We start from the raw sequence: 14,162 nt of genomic DNA on the forward strand, positions 1-14,162 counted from the left end.
AAGCGGCTGTGGCCTCGGCATGACTTTTTCTCGCCTGAACTATGGGTCGAAGACGATAACATCTTGGTTGATCGTTCATGTTTGGAAGGCCCTGATCTCTGGGCCGATCCAAAGATAAAAAACGTGTTTTTTATGAGTGATCGATTGGGTCAAGCGCTCATTAAGGCGCGTATGAAAAATGCGTTTAAGCTCGTTCGGTGCCGTGTTAACTAATTTCCCGTTTTAAGCAAAAGCTGCACAAACCATCGTGATCCTTTCACAACACGGTAGCTAACAAAACTCCCATGAACAAAACCCGCCTCAATGAACGCCGCCTCGGCGATGCCATGCGCCGTCATCTTCCTGCGTCAGTCAGCGAGCTGATTATGTTTGTCTTCAAACAAGGCTGGGCCTGTCTGTTTGGCGCGTGCTTGCTGGCGGCGATCATTGGGACCAAGGTGATCTGGCAGGATCACTGGCCCCTTGCCCGTTATGACGTGCTTTTTCTAATCGCCCTTGGCCTGCAGGCGTTATTTTTGTGGTACAAGCTAGAAACATGGGCCGAGGCGCGCGTGATTTTGTTGTTTCACATCACTGGCACCGCGATGGAGTGGTTCAAGGTCAGCGCCGGGTCATGGGGCTATCCCGAACCTGCTTTGTTCAAGCTATACGGTGTCCCGCTGTTTTCTGGTTTCATGTATGCCGCCGTCGGCAGCTACATGGCGCGAGTGATCCGCTTGTTTGACATGCAGTTCGCGCCCTTCCCACCGATGCTGCTGCACTTTGGGCTGGCCGTTGCGGTTTACGTCAACTTTTTCAGCCATCACTACATCTGGGATTTCCGCAATCTGCTGTTCGCGGCGACGGTCCTATTTTACATCCGCACGCGCATTTGGTTCCGCATCGGCGCGAACTGGTACTGGATGCCCCTGCCCCTCGCTGCGTTCCTTAGCAGTTTGTTCCTTTGGATCGCAGAAAACATCGGCACGCTGACGGGCACATGGATTTACAGCGGACAAAACCCGTTAGATCTGGTTAGCTTTGCAAAAATAGGCTCGTGGTATCTGTTGCTTTACGTGGCCTTCGCCACAGTCACGCTGGTCGTCAAAGACCCGCTTAGACAAAGCCCCTTTGTACCAGCACGTAAAGCACCACAGCCGCTGTCACCAACACCGCAAGGGCAATTGACGCAGCCACATTGATCACCGCAGTGATACGCTGTTCGCGGGCATCTACTGTGTTCAGATAGGCAACCGTGTTGCGATGTGCGCGTTCCGCCCGTTGCGGATCAACCATCCGGGCTAGCTTGGGATTTTTGACCAAATCGGCAGACTGAACCATAAACGCCAAATCACGACGTACTGCACGTGGCAATGCCCGCCCTGCCTTGCGCACCTGCGCTGCAAGCGATGGACCACGTACGCGCAGTTTGGTTTCAAGCAACCCGCGAATCTCAGCAACCTGTTGTTCAATCGTATGCACCATATTGCACCGGGTAATTGTAAACGATGCGTCGCTCAATGCCTCTGGCACTCGGGCCGCACAAAGGGTTAAAACAGATGCATGTTGAACACGGTACGATATGATGGGCCTGCGGGCACACCCCTTTTAATTGCACATGGTTTGTTTGGATCTGCACGAAACTGGGGGGTGATCGCCAAACGGCTTTCAGCGGACCGCCCGGTGATCGTTGTAGACATGCGCAACCACGGCAACAGCCCATGGTTTGATAGCCAAAGCTATGCAGATATGGCCGCTGATCTGGCCGAAATCATTGATCAGCCGATGGATGTCTTGGGCCATTCGATGGGTGGCAAAGCAGCCATGGTACTGGCGCTAAAACACCCCGAAAAACTACGGCGTTTGATCGTCGCTGACATTGCACCCGTTCCCTATCAGCACACCCAAATGGGACCGCTAAGTGCTATGCGGCGGGTTGATCCCGCCAAGGTCAGTAACCGCAACGATGCGAAAGAACAGCTTGGCGACCTTGAACCGGGCGTCGCGGATTTTCTTTTGCAAAGTCTTGATATGAAAGAAAAACGCTGGCGGCTGAATTTGGACGTACTCGAAGCGGACATGCCCCAAATCGTCGGCTTCCCAGATGTCACAGGCGTCTTTGATAGGCCAACGCTTTTCTTGTCCGGTGCCAATTCGACCTATGTTCTGCCTGAACATCGCCCCATCATCAAACCGCTATTTCCCAACGCAAAATTCGCCAAAATTCCGGGCGCGGGCCACTGGCTTCACGCGGAAAAACCACGCGAATTTGAAGCCGCTGCAACAGCTTTTCTAAACATGCCCTCCCCGGGTTGATCGGTGAAAAATCAGCGGCTAGGCTTTTGACGAAACTGCAATACAGAGGTCTATCAATGCTGATCCGCGCACTTCTTATTCTATCCGTCTTTGGGCTGTCAGCCTGCGAAACTGTCAAAGGCGTCGGTCGCGACATCACCAACGCAGGCGAAGCAGTCAGCGACGCGCTCTGACCGCGCGCCCATTTATTGGGCAGCCGGGGATAAATCACGCAACATTGTCAGGGCCTCTTGACTCAACCAGCCTCGAACTGGTCGCATTCTCTTATTCATCAATAAGGAGATTGCTATGATCACCCCATTTGACATTTGGTCCCCAATTTTCCGGGCACCGTTTTCGGGTGACGTCACCCAAGAAATCACGCCACGCCTGTTTTCGCCTGACATCAAAGGCAACCCGCTGATCGAACATAAGATCCAGACCGAGGTTGCCAGCTATGGCAAGCAGCTGGGCAAAGTGCTTGAGGCGCTAAAATTGCTGTCCGACAAAACCGGGGTCGCCCTGCCGGAAATCGACACGCTGATCACCGAGATCGAAGAGGTAAAGTCCGATACCAAGGGTGCATTGCGTGCCGACGCTGAAAACGCGCTGGCACGGCTAAAGCGCGCAGATCACGCCGCATGGACACAGCTAACGCAGCAGCCCTAAATCACGCAGGATGTCACAAAGGTCGCGACACTCAGACCGCCCATCAGGACAACAAAAGCATGGGGAAGGTAATAGTACATCGGGCGGCTCCATCGTTAGACAAAGCTAATACGCAGCCGCCTGAAATTTCCGTCGTTATTTTTTCTTAACGAACTCGGTCAGGATGACGATGCGCTGTCCTTCGACGCGGCCTTCGATGTGGCCTGCGTTTTCCGCGACCAATGAAATACCCCGGACAGCCGTGCCACGCTTCGCGGTAAAGCCCGCGCCCTTGACCGGCAGGTCTTTGATCAAGACCACAGTGTCACCCGCATTCAGGGTCGCACCATGGGCATCTTTGTGTTCGCTTGCGGCGACCACGTTGTCGGCCCATGCGCGAGTCTCATCATCGAGATATTGCTGATCCGCGAGGTCAAGCGCCCAGGGCGTGCCGATCTTCACCAGCACCCGCGCGGCAAGCACGGCGATACCGGGATCTTCGGACCACATTGTGCTGGCAAGCGCGCGGAAATGATCCTCGGACGGGGTATCAAGCTGCGCGACACAGGCCCCGCAAATCTCAACAGTTGCCCCTTCGGGGCCACCCGTCACAGGAAAGCTTGAAAGCGGCGTATCGGGGGTTTGGCAAAGGGGGCAAATCATGCCCCCGCGATACCCGGTTTACGGTCCAAGGGCCAGCGGTTGTTCAGGCACATGTCTTGCAGAATGGCGTGTCAGGCAACAGCGCCAACCGCGCCTCAGAAATTTGCTCACCGCATTTCTGGCAATAGCCGTATGTACCCGCTTTGATGCGTGCAAGCGCCGCATCAATCCGCTTAATCTCGGCCAAGTCGCTATTGCCAAGCGCCTCTAGCACCTCATCACCTTGACGCTCGGTTGATCGGTCATCCCAGTCCTTGGACGGCGGATCGTCCAGCTGATCTTCTATCTCAACCATATCACCCACCAGCTCTGCGCGGCGCGCGATAAGCGTCTTTTCATAGGTATCAATATCCATGTCGTGCCTCCTAAAGTTTTGACGACAATGCCCCGGTTGCGCCTGTGACGCTTTGATTTGGGTCAAGACAATCTGCGCAATTATGGAACCGAGGCGACAATCACGCGTTGGTCCCACAGATATTTACAAATGAAAGGACGACCCAATGCGTAAGTCACCCATGATTGCCCTGATCGTAGCCGCCTTTACCCTAAGCGCCTGCGAGACAGTCAAAGGCGCTGGCCAAGACATTTCCAACGCAGGCGATGCGATTACCGAAGAAAGCCAAGACGTGCAGAACGATCTTTAAACGTCGCGTTTTTTAAGTACACCATGCGTGGAGCGAACGGGCGGAGCCCCGATGCACGCATCGTTTACGCGCCGCGCCTCAGTAGTCGGGCGCTTGGACCTCGGGGCGGGTGCGAAGCGCCCTCCCCATGGGGGAGGTCCGGGCGCTGCCAAATCGGAGATTTGGCATGTACAAAATGGAGTTAGAGCCTTTACCTATCAACTCAAAGGTCACCCCAATGTACCTAGACACAGATGATTGATAAATGACGTTTGTCACAAACTCATTCGAGAGGCTTGAACGAAGGCTCTTGATTCAAGAAGGTAAAACTTAACGGCAGCCCCTTAGCTGTACCATCACCTTGATCATAATAGAGAAGGAAGTCCTTCGTGACTCCAATAATAACGCCATGATGCAACCCGTCAGCGCTTAATGAAATCTCTTCTCCTCGCTTAATGTTCAACGCGGCAGAGTGACCCAAGAGTCCGCTGAGCACCGCGATAACAAGAATTCCTCCACCTTGCTTAATGGATTTTCCGCGAGCAGTATTTCGCTTTAACCGGCTTCTCCTCAAAGCGAGCGAGCGTCTTTTAAGCATAACGGACACCTTCTGGAGCTGATCGTCACGCTCTAAGCCATCAATCGACGATATCTCATCGTGAGTAAGCACCGGGCGCAAATGCTCAATATTAGCGACATTGCCGGAAACAAGGCTACTGAAATAGCGTTTAACTCCCTCATATTGCTTAAAGGCCATCACTGAACGACGTAAATAAATTTTCGAACCCAAAGATAAAACTACACTAACTATTAGCAAAGCAACCCAAAGGTACCAAACTGCGCTCGGTGCAATAATTAAGAACATCACACACACAAAAACTGTCATTCTAAACCGCCAAGAAACAACAATATATTTATAGGCTTTTCTGACGCTTGATTTTGAAAACCAACTGAGCGGGGTAAAATTTAACAGCAGCGATAGACCGCCATAAATAACTGCAGTGGCAGCGCTCGCCATCGCAATAGAAAACGTTAAGAATATGGAGAACGACAAGAAAAAGCTAAGATCGACAATTCGGATTAAATAACCTCCGAACGATAAGACGAAAGACCAAAAAACCACCTGGAAGGACGAAAACACCGCGCAAAGAATAGACAGTTCAACACGATATTTACCAACGAAGTGGATCGCACTTGCCTGGTATTTGCTTCGAAGCGGTTGCTGAGTAAGTTCCTTAGATTTCTTATCTGTCATCTACTCTTTTTGGCGCGAAATTGCGCCCTCCTTGATCACCCTAATCCAATTAGACTAGGTTACCATTCAAAAAGCGCAGCCGTAAAATGCCTCTAACTATCCATCTTAAGCGCTGAAATAAACGCCTCTTGTGGGATATCCACTTTACCGAACTGCCGCATCTTTTTCTTACCCGCCTTCTGCTTATCCAGCAGTTTGCGTTTCCGTGTGGCGTCGCCGCCGTAGCATTTGGCGGTCACGTCTTTGCGCAGGGCAGATAGGGTTTCGCGGGCGATGACTTTGCCGCCTATGGCCGCTTGGATCGGGATTTTGAACATGTGACGCGGGATCAGGTCTTTGAGCTTTTCAACCATCGCCCGGCCCCGCTGTTCGGCGCGATCACGGTGCACCATCATCGACAGCGCATCCACAGGTTCGTCGTTCACCAGAACCGACATTTTCACAAGGTTATCCTGCTGATAGCCCGTCATTTGGTAATCAAACGACGCATAGCCCTTGGTCACGGATTTCAGGCGGTCGTAGAAATCAAACACAACTTCGTTCAATGGCAGGTCATAAACCACCATCGCGCGGCTACCCGCATAGGTCAGGTCCAGCTGCACGCCACGACGGTCTTGGCACAGTTTCAGCACGTCACCCAGATAATCATCCGGCACAAGGATCGTCGCCTTGATCCGCGGTTCCTCGATATGGTCCACATGGGTCATGTCGGGCATGTCAGCAGGGTTGTGCAGGTCGATCATCGTCTCGTCACGCATATAGACGTGGTAAACCACCGACGGCGCGGTCGTGATCAGCTCAATGTTGTATTCGCGTTCAATCCGGTCACGAATGACCTCTAGGTGCAGCAGCCCAAGGAAACCACAACGGAACCCAAAGCCCAGCGCGGCAGATGTTTCCATCTCGTGGCTGAATGACGCGTCGTTCAGCGCCAGTTTATCAATCGCATCGCGCAGGTCTTCGAATTCGGCGCTATCCACGGGGAACAAGCCACAGAACACAACCGGTTGCGCAGGCTTAAAGCCCGGCAGCGCGACTTCGGTTCCCTTTTTCTCGGATGTGATGGTGTCACCCACCCGTGTATCGCGCACCTGCTTGATGGATGCGGTGATAAACCCAATCTCGCCCGGCCCAAGATCAGTGACGTCCTGCATCTGCGGACGGAACACACCGATCTTATCGATCCCATGCACGGTCCCGTTGGACATGAATTTGATCCGGTCGTTTTTCTTCATGGTGCCGTCGATGATCCGCACCAGAACGATCACGCCCAGATAGCTGTCGTACCAACTATCTACCAGCATCGCCTTCAGCGGCGCATCGCGGTCGCCTTTGGGCGCAGGCAGCTTGTGCACGATAGCCTCAAGCGTTTCCACGATACCAACACCGGTTTTTGCTGACACGCGGATCGCTTCAGACGCGTCGATCCCGATCACGTCTTCAATCTGCGCAGCGACCTGATCGCATTCGGACGCAGGCAGATCGATCTTGTTCAGCACAGGCACGATTTCATGGTCCGCATCAATCGCGTGATACACGTTAGCCAGCGTCTGGGCTTCGACCCCTTGGGTGCTGTCCACAACCAAGAGCGACCCTTCGACCGCACGCATGGACCGCGACACCTCATAGGCGAAATCCACGTGACCGGGAGTGTCGATCAGGTTCAACACATAAGATTCACCGTTTTGCGCAGTATAGTCGATACGCACCGTGTTGGCCTTGATCGTGATGCCGCGTTCACGTTCGATATCCATGCTGTCCAGCAACTGCGCCTTCATATCACGCGCGGCCACCGTGTTGGTCTCTTGGATCAACCGATCGGCAAGCGTGGACTTACCGTGGTCAATATGCGCGACGATAGAGAAGTTACGGATGTGATCGAGGTCAGTCATGAAGGGGAAGCCCTATGCAAAGTTTGAACCGTCAATGGCCAAAGAACACGGGTTTTGCAAGTGGATTGAGATGAGGATACCGCAAAGAAACGATATCGCACGGGTGTAAAACACCTACGCTCCCCCAGCCAACGTGGAGCACCACAACACCAAACATCACACCGCCTTCTCAACGACGGGTGTGCGGGACGAAGCCGCTATTCATGCCCAAGTCTTAGAAGGCCGCTTCAGGCATACAAGAGGCTCTTAGATTTCTTGGCGAGAAACACAGAGTAGCTTTGCACATTCACCAAGACGTCCTACCGACTTGGTAGGCCCATCTCCTTCAGCTTTTGAAACTCCTGTGCTGCGGCCTGCGCATCAAAAGTGGCCGCTAAGACCAGTGGCCGCTTCAAGCTGCGAATACGAAGCGAAATTTCGTTCTGTTCACTCGCTGTCAGCGAACTGTTTGCCAGTTCAATGGCCGCAACATCACTAAATGCATATTCTGCGTGGTGTGAGCTTTGCCACGTTACACCGCGACAGATCGAAACAATTTGTCTGCTTGGGTCAATTGTCACAACAACGTTGGGAGCGAAAACGCCCTTGCTGATTGAAGCATAGATAAAGACGCAAGGTATTCCGACACAGAGCAGCAGCAGAGCCAAATAGCCCACAAAATCGCCCAAGCGCGTGAAGTCGCCTCGCAACATGGACCCGACTAAATCCAGTGCGTCACGTCCGAACAATCCAAAAGCCAAAATAAAATTCATTGCCAAGATGACCATGAACGGGATCACCACGACCGCAATGAACAGCCTGACACGTGGCGTCGTCTCGTCTCGATATTCGATGAGCATGGCATCCGTTTCCATCGACTGCTCCGACAACGTTATCTGTGTATCCTAAGTAAAGCGGACTTTGGTTCAACTTGCAGCATTAGTCAATTTGGGCTCATTCCTGATATTCACTAGTTTGACCATTATTGTTTTCTGCACTCCGTCAAATACGCCATGCGTCTCACAAAAACTCGTGCATGTCATATGCCCCTATCACATTCCCCAATTGCATCACGCCCCTTCCCTCGCCATAATCCCGCCTGAGGGCATCATCAGTCGGACCGTCTGCGCAGACAGCGGCCAGAGAGAGGCAATATGCGGTATTTAGTTTTAATTGGGGCTTTGGTGAGCTTGGCGGCGTGTGGCGGCGGTAGCCGCCCGAGTGGCGTACCTAATGCGAGCGGCCCTATCAGTCAGGCTTGTATGGCCGCCGATCGCAAGGCGGCGTCGCCTGCACTATGTGGCTGCGTGCAGGGCGTTGCGAACCAGACCCTATCTGGCCGTGACCAATCCCGCGCGGTGGCGTTCTTTACAGAACCGCAACTTGCCCAAGACACCCGTCAATCAGACAACCCAAACTCAGAAGCATTCTGGAAACGCTATAAGGGCTTCACCGAGATGGCGTCTCAAGTCTGTGTTCCCGTAGCATAATCCGCGCGGCATCTTCGATAATATCAAGGCACCCGTCAAAATCGCGGGTGTAATACGGATCAGGCACGTCTTGGGCCGCCATTAGGCGCACAGGCGTGTCGTTTCCGCGGGGCCGAAGCCGTTCGATGTCTGCGCGGTTCTGCCGATCCATTGCGACGATCAGATCAAACGCATCGAAATCTTCCGCCGTAAACTGACGCGCCCGCAGCGGACTTAGGTCATACCCACGCTGTCCTGCCGCCTCTTGCATCGCCCCATAAGGCGGATCACCAACATGCCAACCACCGGTTCCCGCACTATCAAGCGTTAAATGCGGCGCCATCGCACGCACAACGCCCTCGGCCGCAGGCGACCGACAGATATTCCCCAAACATACGAACAAAATGCGCATCAGGCCAACTGCCCCCGCGCCATACGGTAATGCGCCGGGATCGAGGGCATAAAGAACAGCACCCAGCCATAAGTGGCATAAACAAAGATCATCGCAGGTATCCACGCGATAGCCATCGCCAGCCCGATCACGCCAGCTGTCCTATGCGCTACGCCGGGCTTTAGGAACCGTAGCAAAAGCAGATGGAGCAGCTTGCCACCATCCAAAGGCTGCACTGGGATCAGGTTAAATATGAATAGCGACAAGTTCAGGAAGCCAAACATATACAGATAAGACGCAAACTGCCTCATCGCCTCAGATGGCAAAGCTTCTGCGTTCCAAATCGTCTTGACCGCAATCGAACACAGCGCCCAAAGCGCAAGGTTCACAATTGGCCCCATAGCGATGATCAGCTCGCTTTGATAGCGCGTCGTTGACCGGGCAGGCTCGCAAAAGCCGCCACCGCCGTACAGCATAACGCGTCGTACAGGTATGCCTTGGACGATACAGGCCCATGCATGGCCGAATTCGTGCAGAAAGATCGCAAGCACCAACATCGTCGCGAAAATCAGGCTGCCCACCAAATTGCCACCCGACAGCACGACGATGAATAGAACGAGCATCGCCAAAGACTGCCCCACATCCACCCGCACGCCAAAAGGCCCAGTGAACTGGAACACCACCGTATCGTTACCAAACATGTAATCCTGCCCTTAAGCCAATTCCGCTTTCATATGGTTCAATATCAAAGCCCCACATATCGCAACACTTATTGACCCACTCTGGCTTGCGACCCTAAGCCACTAGACAGCCGCCCCTTGCCCGATATGAATGCAAGCATGAGCAAGCAAATTGATATCACTGCCCTCGCCGAGGGCGTTCGCGCTGGCGACCGCCGCGCATTGGCCCGCGCGATTACCTTGGTCGAAAGCGGACGCGCTGACCATCGGACCCAAGCGCTTGAACTTCTCACGCTGCTTGGCAGCGACCGCCAAGCCATGCGCATCGGTCTGTCGGGTACCCCCGGTGTCGGGAAATCGACATTCATCGAAAGCTTTGGGTTGATGTTAACGGGCCAAGGGCTGCGGGTGGCGGTTCTTGCCGTAGACCCATCCTCTGCCCGGTCCGGCGGTTCGATCTTGGGTGACAAAACCCGGATGGATCATCTTGCCCGCGATCCCAATGCGTTTATCCGCCCCTCCCCCAGCCAGACCCAACTGGGTGGCGTGGCCCGCCGCACCCGAGAAGCCGTCGCGCTTTGCGAGGCTGCGGGATACGACGTGGTGCTGATCGAAACTGTCGGTGTTGGGCAATCCGAAACGGTTGTGGCGCAGATGTCTGACCTCTTCCTTTTGCTTTTGGCACCAGCAGGCGGGGACGAATTACAGGGCGTCAAACGCGGCATCATGGAAATGGCTGACGTGATCCTCGTGAACAAAGCAGACGGAGACCTAAAGGCCCAAGCAACCCGGACCTGTGCCGATTATGCTGGGGCATTGCGGCTACTGCGTAAACGTCCCCAAGACCCAGAAGGCTTCCCCAAAGCTCTGACCGTATCCGCACTTGAAACTGTCGGGCTCGAGACCGCATGGGACGAAATGAAGACCCTGCGCGACTGGCGGCGCGAAACCGGCATTTGGGACCAAACGCGCAAAGACCAAGCCAGCTATTGGTTCAAAGAAGACGTCCACCAAGGGATGCTTCAACTCTTGCTTGATGATCAGCAAACCAAAGAGCAAATGCAAATTGCCCAGAGCGAGGTCGCCGCTGGCAAAGCAACGCCAGCTATGGCCGCTGAAACCGTGCTTTCACGTTTTCGTAGAAGCTAGGCAGGCCAACAAACCTTTGACTAACTATTCGCAGGCACAATAAATGGCACCCAGATGGGCGAATTGATCGGCCCGCGATGGCAAATCGGGTTGACGGGTCTAAGGAATCCGCCTATCTGGCGCTAATCTTATTCACGACCCTGCCTTGGTGGGGCCATCACCCCTATGACAGGACGCCCAAACATCTGGTTTGGTGATGTCCACAGTACAAGGAACAGCTCATGTCGCGCCGTTGCGAATTGACCGGAAAAGGCCCGATGTCGGGCAACAACGTAAGCCACGCTAAGAACCGCACACGCCGTCGGTTCCTGCCAAACCTGCAAGACGTTACACTGCAGTCTGACGTGCTTGGCCGTTCGTTCAAATTCAAAATCTCTAACGCTGCTCTGCGCACCGTTGATCACCGCGGTGGTCTGGACGCATTCATGGCGAAAGCCAAAGATGCTGAGCTTTCTGCAGAAGCGCTGAAAGTGAAAAAAGAAATCTCTAAAGCAACTGCTGCTTAAGCGATTCTCTTTTTAGAGTTTATGAAACCCGGTTGCCTTTTGGTCGCCGGGTTTTTCTGTTTGCAGGGGTGGATTAAAATCCACCCTACGACACCTCGGCAAACGCGACGCCCGTAGGGTGGGTCTTGACCCACCCCGCCTGAATGGCCCAGACACTGGCCATGACTACCCTTCCTATTGATCCCATCTTACCCGAATTAATTGCCGCGATCCGCGCCCAAGGCTGTGCAGTACTGCAAGCCCCGCCGGGTGCCGGTAAGACCACACGTGTCCCGCTGGCTATGCTCAAGGCTGATCTCACGAACGGCAAGATCATCATGCTAGAACCGCGTCGTCTGGCCGCGCGTGCAGCAGCCGAACGCTTGGCAGAAGGGTTGGACGAAAAACCGGGCCAGACGGTCGGTTACCGTATGCGTGGCGACAGCAAATCGGGTAGCAAAATCGAGGTCGTGACCGAAGGCATCCTGACCCGCATGATCCAATCTGACCCTGATCTGACCGGGATCGGCGCGATCATCTTTGACGAATTTCACGAACGGTCCTTAAACGCCGACCTAGGCCTCGCGCTTGCATGGGAATCGCGTCAGGTTTTGCGACCCGACCTCATCGTTGTGGTCATGTCCGCAACCCTAGACGCAGCACCAGTTGCGGCCCTGCTCGACAACGCGCCTATCGTGACCTCTGAAGGTCGGTCATTCCCGGTCACCACCCACCACCTCGACAAATCCCTACCCAAGGGCATCCGGCTTGAGGCTGCGACAGCAGACCTGATCGTCAAAGCCGCGCATGAGACCAGCGGCGGGATGCTGGTGTTCCTGCCCGGCGAAGGTGAAATTCGCCGCGTCGCGCAAAACCTGTCAGGCCGTTTGCCCGAGGATTGCCAGATCCGCCCCCTTTACGGTGCCTTACCGTTCAAAGACCAACGCGCAGCCATTGCCCCCGTGAAATCGGGACGTAAAATCGTGCTATCGACGTCCATCGCCGAAACCTCGCTCACCATCGAAGACATACGCGTGGTCGTGGATGCAGGCAAATCCCGTCGTGCGCGATTTGACCCCGGTTCAGGCATGTCCCGCCTTGTCACCGAGCGCGTCAGCCGCGCCGAGGCCACCCAACGGGCGGGCCGAGCAGGCCGCGTTGCCCCTGGTGACGCATATTGCCTATGGACCAAAGGCGAAGAAGGCGCCCTGCCCGCTTTCGCCCCGGCCGAAATCGAAGCCGCCGACCTTTCCAGCCTCGCACTTGAAATCGCGACATGGGGCAGTGACGATCTGCTCTTCCTAACACCCCCACCCGAAGGCGCCTTGGCCGAGGCACGCGCCCTTCTTCAGGGGCTTGGTGCATTGAATTCTGACCTACGGATCACCGCGCATGGGCGTGCGCTGGCGGCACTACCGCTCCACCCTCGCCTTGCACATATGCTGCAAATCGCTGGCGCACAGGCGGCACCGCTGGCTGCTCTCCTTGCTGCTCGCGATCCTTTGCGCGGTGCATCCGGTGATCTGTCGTTGCGCATCACCGCGCTTAACCGCCGCTATGATGGGCCGGGCCAAGTGAACCATGCGGCCCTCGCACAGATTAAATCCGAAATACCACGCCTATCCAAAGGACTGCCTAACGCTGCACCAATGTCGCTGGCCTGCATGGCCGCACTGGCCTACCCCGACCGCATCGGACTGCGCCGCAAGGGCGATGACCCGCGTTACGTCTTGTCCGGTGGCAAAGGTGCTGTGTTGGACGCAAGTGATCCGCTCGCCGGGCAGCGCCTGATTGTTGCGACCGATCTGGATGGCGACAACCGCGAGGCGCGCATCAGACAAGCCGTTGCCATTACTGACAGCGAACTGCGCGAAACCTTTGGCGACCAAATCAAATGGACTGATGTTTGCACGTGGTCCCGCCGCGAAGGCCGGGTGCTGACGCGTAAACAGGAACGGCTTGGCGCATTGGTGCTAGATGATCGTAATTGGTCGGATGCACCCGACGATGCAGTAGCCATCGCAATGCTAGATGGCATACGGCAACTGGGCCTGCGTCCGAATGCAGCAGCGAACCGGTTCCGTGCGAGGGTCGCCTTACTAGATGATCTGCCAGCGATGGATGACGACGCGCTGATGAACAGCTTAGAAACATGGCTTTTGCCGCATCTAAGCGGGGTGCGCAGCACCTCCGATTGGAAGTCATTTGATCTGCTGCCCGCCCTTCGCGGCATGCTAGATTGGAACCAGATGCAGCGGCTTGACCAAGCGGTGCCTGCGCATTTCGAAACGCCACTTGGGCGCAAAATACCTATCGACTACGACGGTGAAGCACCCGGCATTACGCTTCGGCTGCAAGAAATGTTCGGTGTCACCAAACACCCAACCGTTGGGAAAACCCCGCTTCGTGTGACGCTTCTCTCTCCGGGTCAAAAACCGGTCCAAGTCACCCAAGACATCGTTGGCTTTTGGGCGTCATCATATGCCGACGTCCGGCGCGACATGCGCGGCCGCTATCCACGCCACCCGTGGCCCGAAGACCCGACCCAAGCGGACCCCACTTTGCGCGCAAAACCGCGCGGCACATGAGCGTGATTTGCATTCCGAATCAGCACGTGTTAATAAAATGTCAATAAAACAAGACTATTGGCAGGC

At 54.9% G+C, this 14,162-nt stretch carries 18 protein-coding genes; 10 read left to right on the plus strand and 8 right to left on the minus strand.

What is annotated here, in order from left to right; all coding sequences use genetic code 11:
• Window positions 1-213: hypothetical protein (locus ACHUEV_RS09535; RefSeq protein WP_394179274.1), on the plus strand; the 213-nt coding region annotated here is incomplete at its 5' end.
• Window positions 214-326: 113 nt separating this feature from the next.
• Entirely contained in the window at window positions 327-1,181 is an 855-nt protein-coding gene (locus tag ACHUEV_RS09540) for a DUF817 domain-containing protein (protein ID WP_394179276.1), read from the plus strand.
• On the opposite strand, the gene ACHUEV_RS09545 is transcribed toward ACHUEV_RS09540, so the two are convergent.
• On the minus strand, window positions 1,096-1,464 hold the full coding sequence (locus ACHUEV_RS09545) for a hypothetical protein (RefSeq protein ID WP_394179278.1): 369 nt from the start codon (window positions 1,462-1,464) through the stop codon (window positions 1,096-1,098). The genes ACHUEV_RS09540 and ACHUEV_RS09545 overlap by 86 nt on opposite strands.
• Window positions 1,465-1,542: 78 nt before the next feature.
• On the opposite strand from ACHUEV_RS09545, the gene ACHUEV_RS09550 reads away from it, so the two are divergent.
• The 3 genes from ACHUEV_RS09550 (at window position 1,543) to ACHUEV_RS09560 (ending at window position 2,943) form a co-directional block, all read left to right on the plus strand.
• On the plus strand, window positions 1,543-2,295 hold the full coding sequence (locus tag ACHUEV_RS09550; protein ID WP_394179280.1) for an alpha/beta fold hydrolase: 753 nt from the start codon (window positions 1,543-1,545) through the stop codon (window positions 2,293-2,295).
• A gap of 56 nt (window positions 2,296-2,351) precedes the next feature.
• Entirely contained in the window at window positions 2,352-2,468 is a 117-nt protein-coding gene (locus ACHUEV_RS09555; protein ID WP_394179282.1) for an entericidin A/B family lipoprotein, read from the plus strand.
• Window positions 2,469-2,583: 115 nt separating this feature from the next.
• Window positions 2,584-2,943: a hypothetical protein gene (locus ACHUEV_RS09560; protein WP_394179284.1), complete on the plus strand. Its 360-nt coding sequence runs from the start codon at window positions 2,584-2,586 to the stop codon at window positions 2,941-2,943.
• Window positions 2,944-3,078: 135 nt separating this feature from the next.
• Here ACHUEV_RS09560 and ACHUEV_RS09565 read toward each other — a convergent pair whose 3' ends face one another.
• Both ACHUEV_RS09565 and ACHUEV_RS09570 read right to left on the minus strand, forming a co-directional pair.
• Window positions 3,079-3,585, minus strand: coding sequence for an alkylphosphonate utilization protein (locus ACHUEV_RS09565; RefSeq protein ID WP_394179286.1), 507 nt, complete (start codon window positions 3,583-3,585; stop codon window positions 3,079-3,081).
• A gap of 43 nt (window positions 3,586-3,628) precedes the next feature.
• Entirely contained in the window at window positions 3,629-3,940 is a 312-nt protein-coding gene (locus ACHUEV_RS09570) for a TraR/DksA family transcriptional regulator (protein WP_106354895.1), read from the minus strand.
• Window positions 3,941-4,085: 145 nt separating this feature from the next.
• Between ACHUEV_RS09570 and ACHUEV_RS09575 the strand changes: the two genes are divergently transcribed.
• A complete protein-coding gene (locus ACHUEV_RS09575; RefSeq protein ID WP_394179288.1) occupies window positions 4,086-4,229 on the plus strand; it encodes an entericidin A/B family lipoprotein in 144 nt (47 codons plus the stop codon).
• A gap of 262 nt (window positions 4,230-4,491) precedes the next feature.
• Here the strand turns inward: ACHUEV_RS09575 and ACHUEV_RS09580 are convergent, their stop codons facing one another.
• The 3 genes from ACHUEV_RS09580 to ACHUEV_RS09590 all read right to left on the minus strand — a co-directional run bounded on the left by ACHUEV_RS09580 (window position 4,492) and on the right by ACHUEV_RS09590 (window position 8,209).
• Window positions 4,492-5,463 (minus strand): hypothetical protein, encoded by a 972-nt coding sequence (locus tag ACHUEV_RS09580; protein ID WP_394179290.1) that lies wholly within the window; start codon window positions 5,461-5,463, stop codon window positions 4,492-4,494.
• A 92-nt stretch (window positions 5,464-5,555) separates the two neighbouring features.
• Entirely contained in the window at window positions 5,556-7,355 is a 1,800-nt protein-coding gene (gene lepA, locus ACHUEV_RS09585; RefSeq protein ID WP_394179292.1) for a translation elongation factor 4, read from the minus strand.
• Window positions 7,356-7,654: 299 nt separating this feature from the next.
• Window positions 7,655-8,209 carry a hypothetical protein gene (locus ACHUEV_RS09590; RefSeq protein ID WP_394179294.1) on the minus strand — a complete coding sequence of 185 codons (555 nt, stop codon included), beginning with the start codon at window positions 8,207-8,209 and terminating at the stop codon, window positions 7,655-7,657.
• Window positions 8,210-8,488: 279 nt separating this feature from the next.
• Between ACHUEV_RS09590 and ACHUEV_RS09595 the strand changes: the two genes are divergently transcribed.
• A complete protein-coding gene (locus ACHUEV_RS09595; RefSeq protein WP_394179296.1) occupies window positions 8,489-8,824 on the plus strand; it encodes an arginine transporter in 336 nt (111 codons plus the stop codon).
• Here ACHUEV_RS09595 and ACHUEV_RS09600 read toward each other — a convergent pair.
• Together ACHUEV_RS09600 and ACHUEV_RS09605 are read right to left on the minus strand one after the other, a co-directional pair.
• Entirely contained in the window at window positions 8,784-9,215 is a 432-nt protein-coding gene (locus ACHUEV_RS09600; protein ID WP_394179298.1) for a low molecular weight protein-tyrosine-phosphatase, read from the minus strand. The genes ACHUEV_RS09595 and ACHUEV_RS09600 overlap by 41 nt on opposite strands.
• Window positions 9,215-9,895: a site-2 protease family protein gene (locus ACHUEV_RS09605; protein WP_394179300.1), complete on the minus strand. Its 681-nt coding sequence runs from the start codon at window positions 9,893-9,895 to the stop codon at window positions 9,215-9,217. Before ACHUEV_RS09605 ends, ACHUEV_RS09600 begins: the two co-directional genes overlap by 1 nt.
• Before the next feature lie 138 nt (window positions 9,896-10,033).
• Between ACHUEV_RS09605 and meaB the strand changes: the two genes are divergently transcribed.
• The 3 genes from meaB (at window position 10,034) to hrpB (ending at window position 14,096) form a co-directional block, all read left to right on the plus strand.
• Entirely contained in the window at window positions 10,034-11,023 is a 990-nt protein-coding gene (meaB, locus tag ACHUEV_RS09610) for a methylmalonyl Co-A mutase-associated GTPase MeaB (protein ID WP_394179301.1), read from the plus strand.
• Between the two features lie 221 nt (window positions 11,024-11,244).
• Window positions 11,245-11,529, plus strand: a complete 285-nt coding sequence (gene rpmB / locus ACHUEV_RS09615; protein ID WP_106354875.1) for a 50S ribosomal protein L28 — start codon at window positions 11,245-11,247, stop codon at window positions 11,527-11,529.
• A 161-nt stretch (window positions 11,530-11,690) separates the two neighbouring features.
• Window positions 11,691-14,096 (plus strand): ATP-dependent helicase HrpB, encoded by a 2,406-nt coding sequence (gene hrpB / locus ACHUEV_RS09620; protein ID WP_394179303.1) that lies wholly within the window; start codon window positions 11,691-11,693, stop codon window positions 14,094-14,096.
• Window positions 14,097-14,162: the final 66 nt, after the last annotated feature.

Source organism: Yoonia maritima (assembly GCF_043641945.1).
Lineage (GTDB): Bacteria > Pseudomonadota > Alphaproteobacteria > Rhodobacterales > Rhodobacteraceae > Yoonia > Yoonia maritima_B.

Coding starts and splice junctions, on each gene's coding strand:
- ACHUEV_RS09560 (WP_394179284.1), top strand. CDS start 2,584: ATGATCACCCCATTTGACATTTGGTCCCCAATTTTCCGGGCACCGTTT.
- ACHUEV_RS09580 (WP_394179290.1), bottom strand. CDS start 5,463: ATGACAGATAAGAAATCTAAGGAACTTACTCAGCAACCGCTTCGAAGC.
- rpmB (WP_106354875.1), top strand. CDS start 11,245: ATGTCGCGCCGTTGCGAATTGACCGGAAAAGGCCCGATGTCGGGCAAC.
- ACHUEV_RS09555 (WP_394179282.1), top strand. CDS start 2,352: ATGCTGATCCGCGCACTTCTTATTCTATCCGTCTTTGGGCTGTCAGCC.
- ACHUEV_RS09540 (WP_394179276.1), top strand. CDS start 327: ATGCGCCGTCATCTTCCTGCGTCAGTCAGCGAGCTGATTATGTTTGTC.
- ACHUEV_RS09545 (WP_394179278.1), bottom strand. CDS start 1,464: ATGGTGCATACGATTGAACAACAGGTTGCTGAGATTCGCGGGTTGCTT.
- ACHUEV_RS09550 (WP_394179280.1), top strand. CDS start 1,543: ATGTTGAACACGGTACGATATGATGGGCCTGCGGGCACACCCCTTTTA.
- lepA (WP_394179292.1), bottom strand. CDS start 7,355: ATGACTGACCTCGATCACATCCGTAACTTCTCTATCGTCGCGCATATT.
- ACHUEV_RS09570 (WP_106354895.1), bottom strand. CDS start 3,940: ATGGATATTGATACCTATGAAAAGACGCTTATCGCGCGCCGCGCAGAG.
- ACHUEV_RS09605 (WP_394179300.1), bottom strand. CDS start 9,895: ATGTTTGGTAACGATACGGTGGTGTTCCAGTTCACTGGGCCTTTTGGC.
- ACHUEV_RS09590 (WP_394179294.1), bottom strand. CDS start 8,209: ATGGAAACGGATGCCATGCTCATCGAATATCGAGACGAGACGACGCCA.
- ACHUEV_RS09600 (WP_394179298.1), bottom strand. CDS start 9,215: ATGCGCATTTTGTTCGTATGTTTGGGGAATATCTGTCGGTCGCCTGCG.
- ACHUEV_RS09575 (WP_394179288.1), top strand. CDS start 4,086: ATGCGTAAGTCACCCATGATTGCCCTGATCGTAGCCGCCTTTACCCTA.
- ACHUEV_RS09595 (WP_394179296.1), top strand. CDS start 8,489: ATGCGGTATTTAGTTTTAATTGGGGCTTTGGTGAGCTTGGCGGCGTGT.
- hrpB (WP_394179303.1), top strand. CDS start 11,691: ATGACTACCCTTCCTATTGATCCCATCTTACCCGAATTAATTGCCGCG.
- meaB (WP_394179301.1), top strand. CDS start 10,034: ATGAGCAAGCAAATTGATATCACTGCCCTCGCCGAGGGCGTTCGCGCT.
- ACHUEV_RS09565 (WP_394179286.1), bottom strand. CDS start 3,585: ATGATTTGCCCCCTTTGCCAAACCCCCGATACGCCGCTTTCAAGCTTT.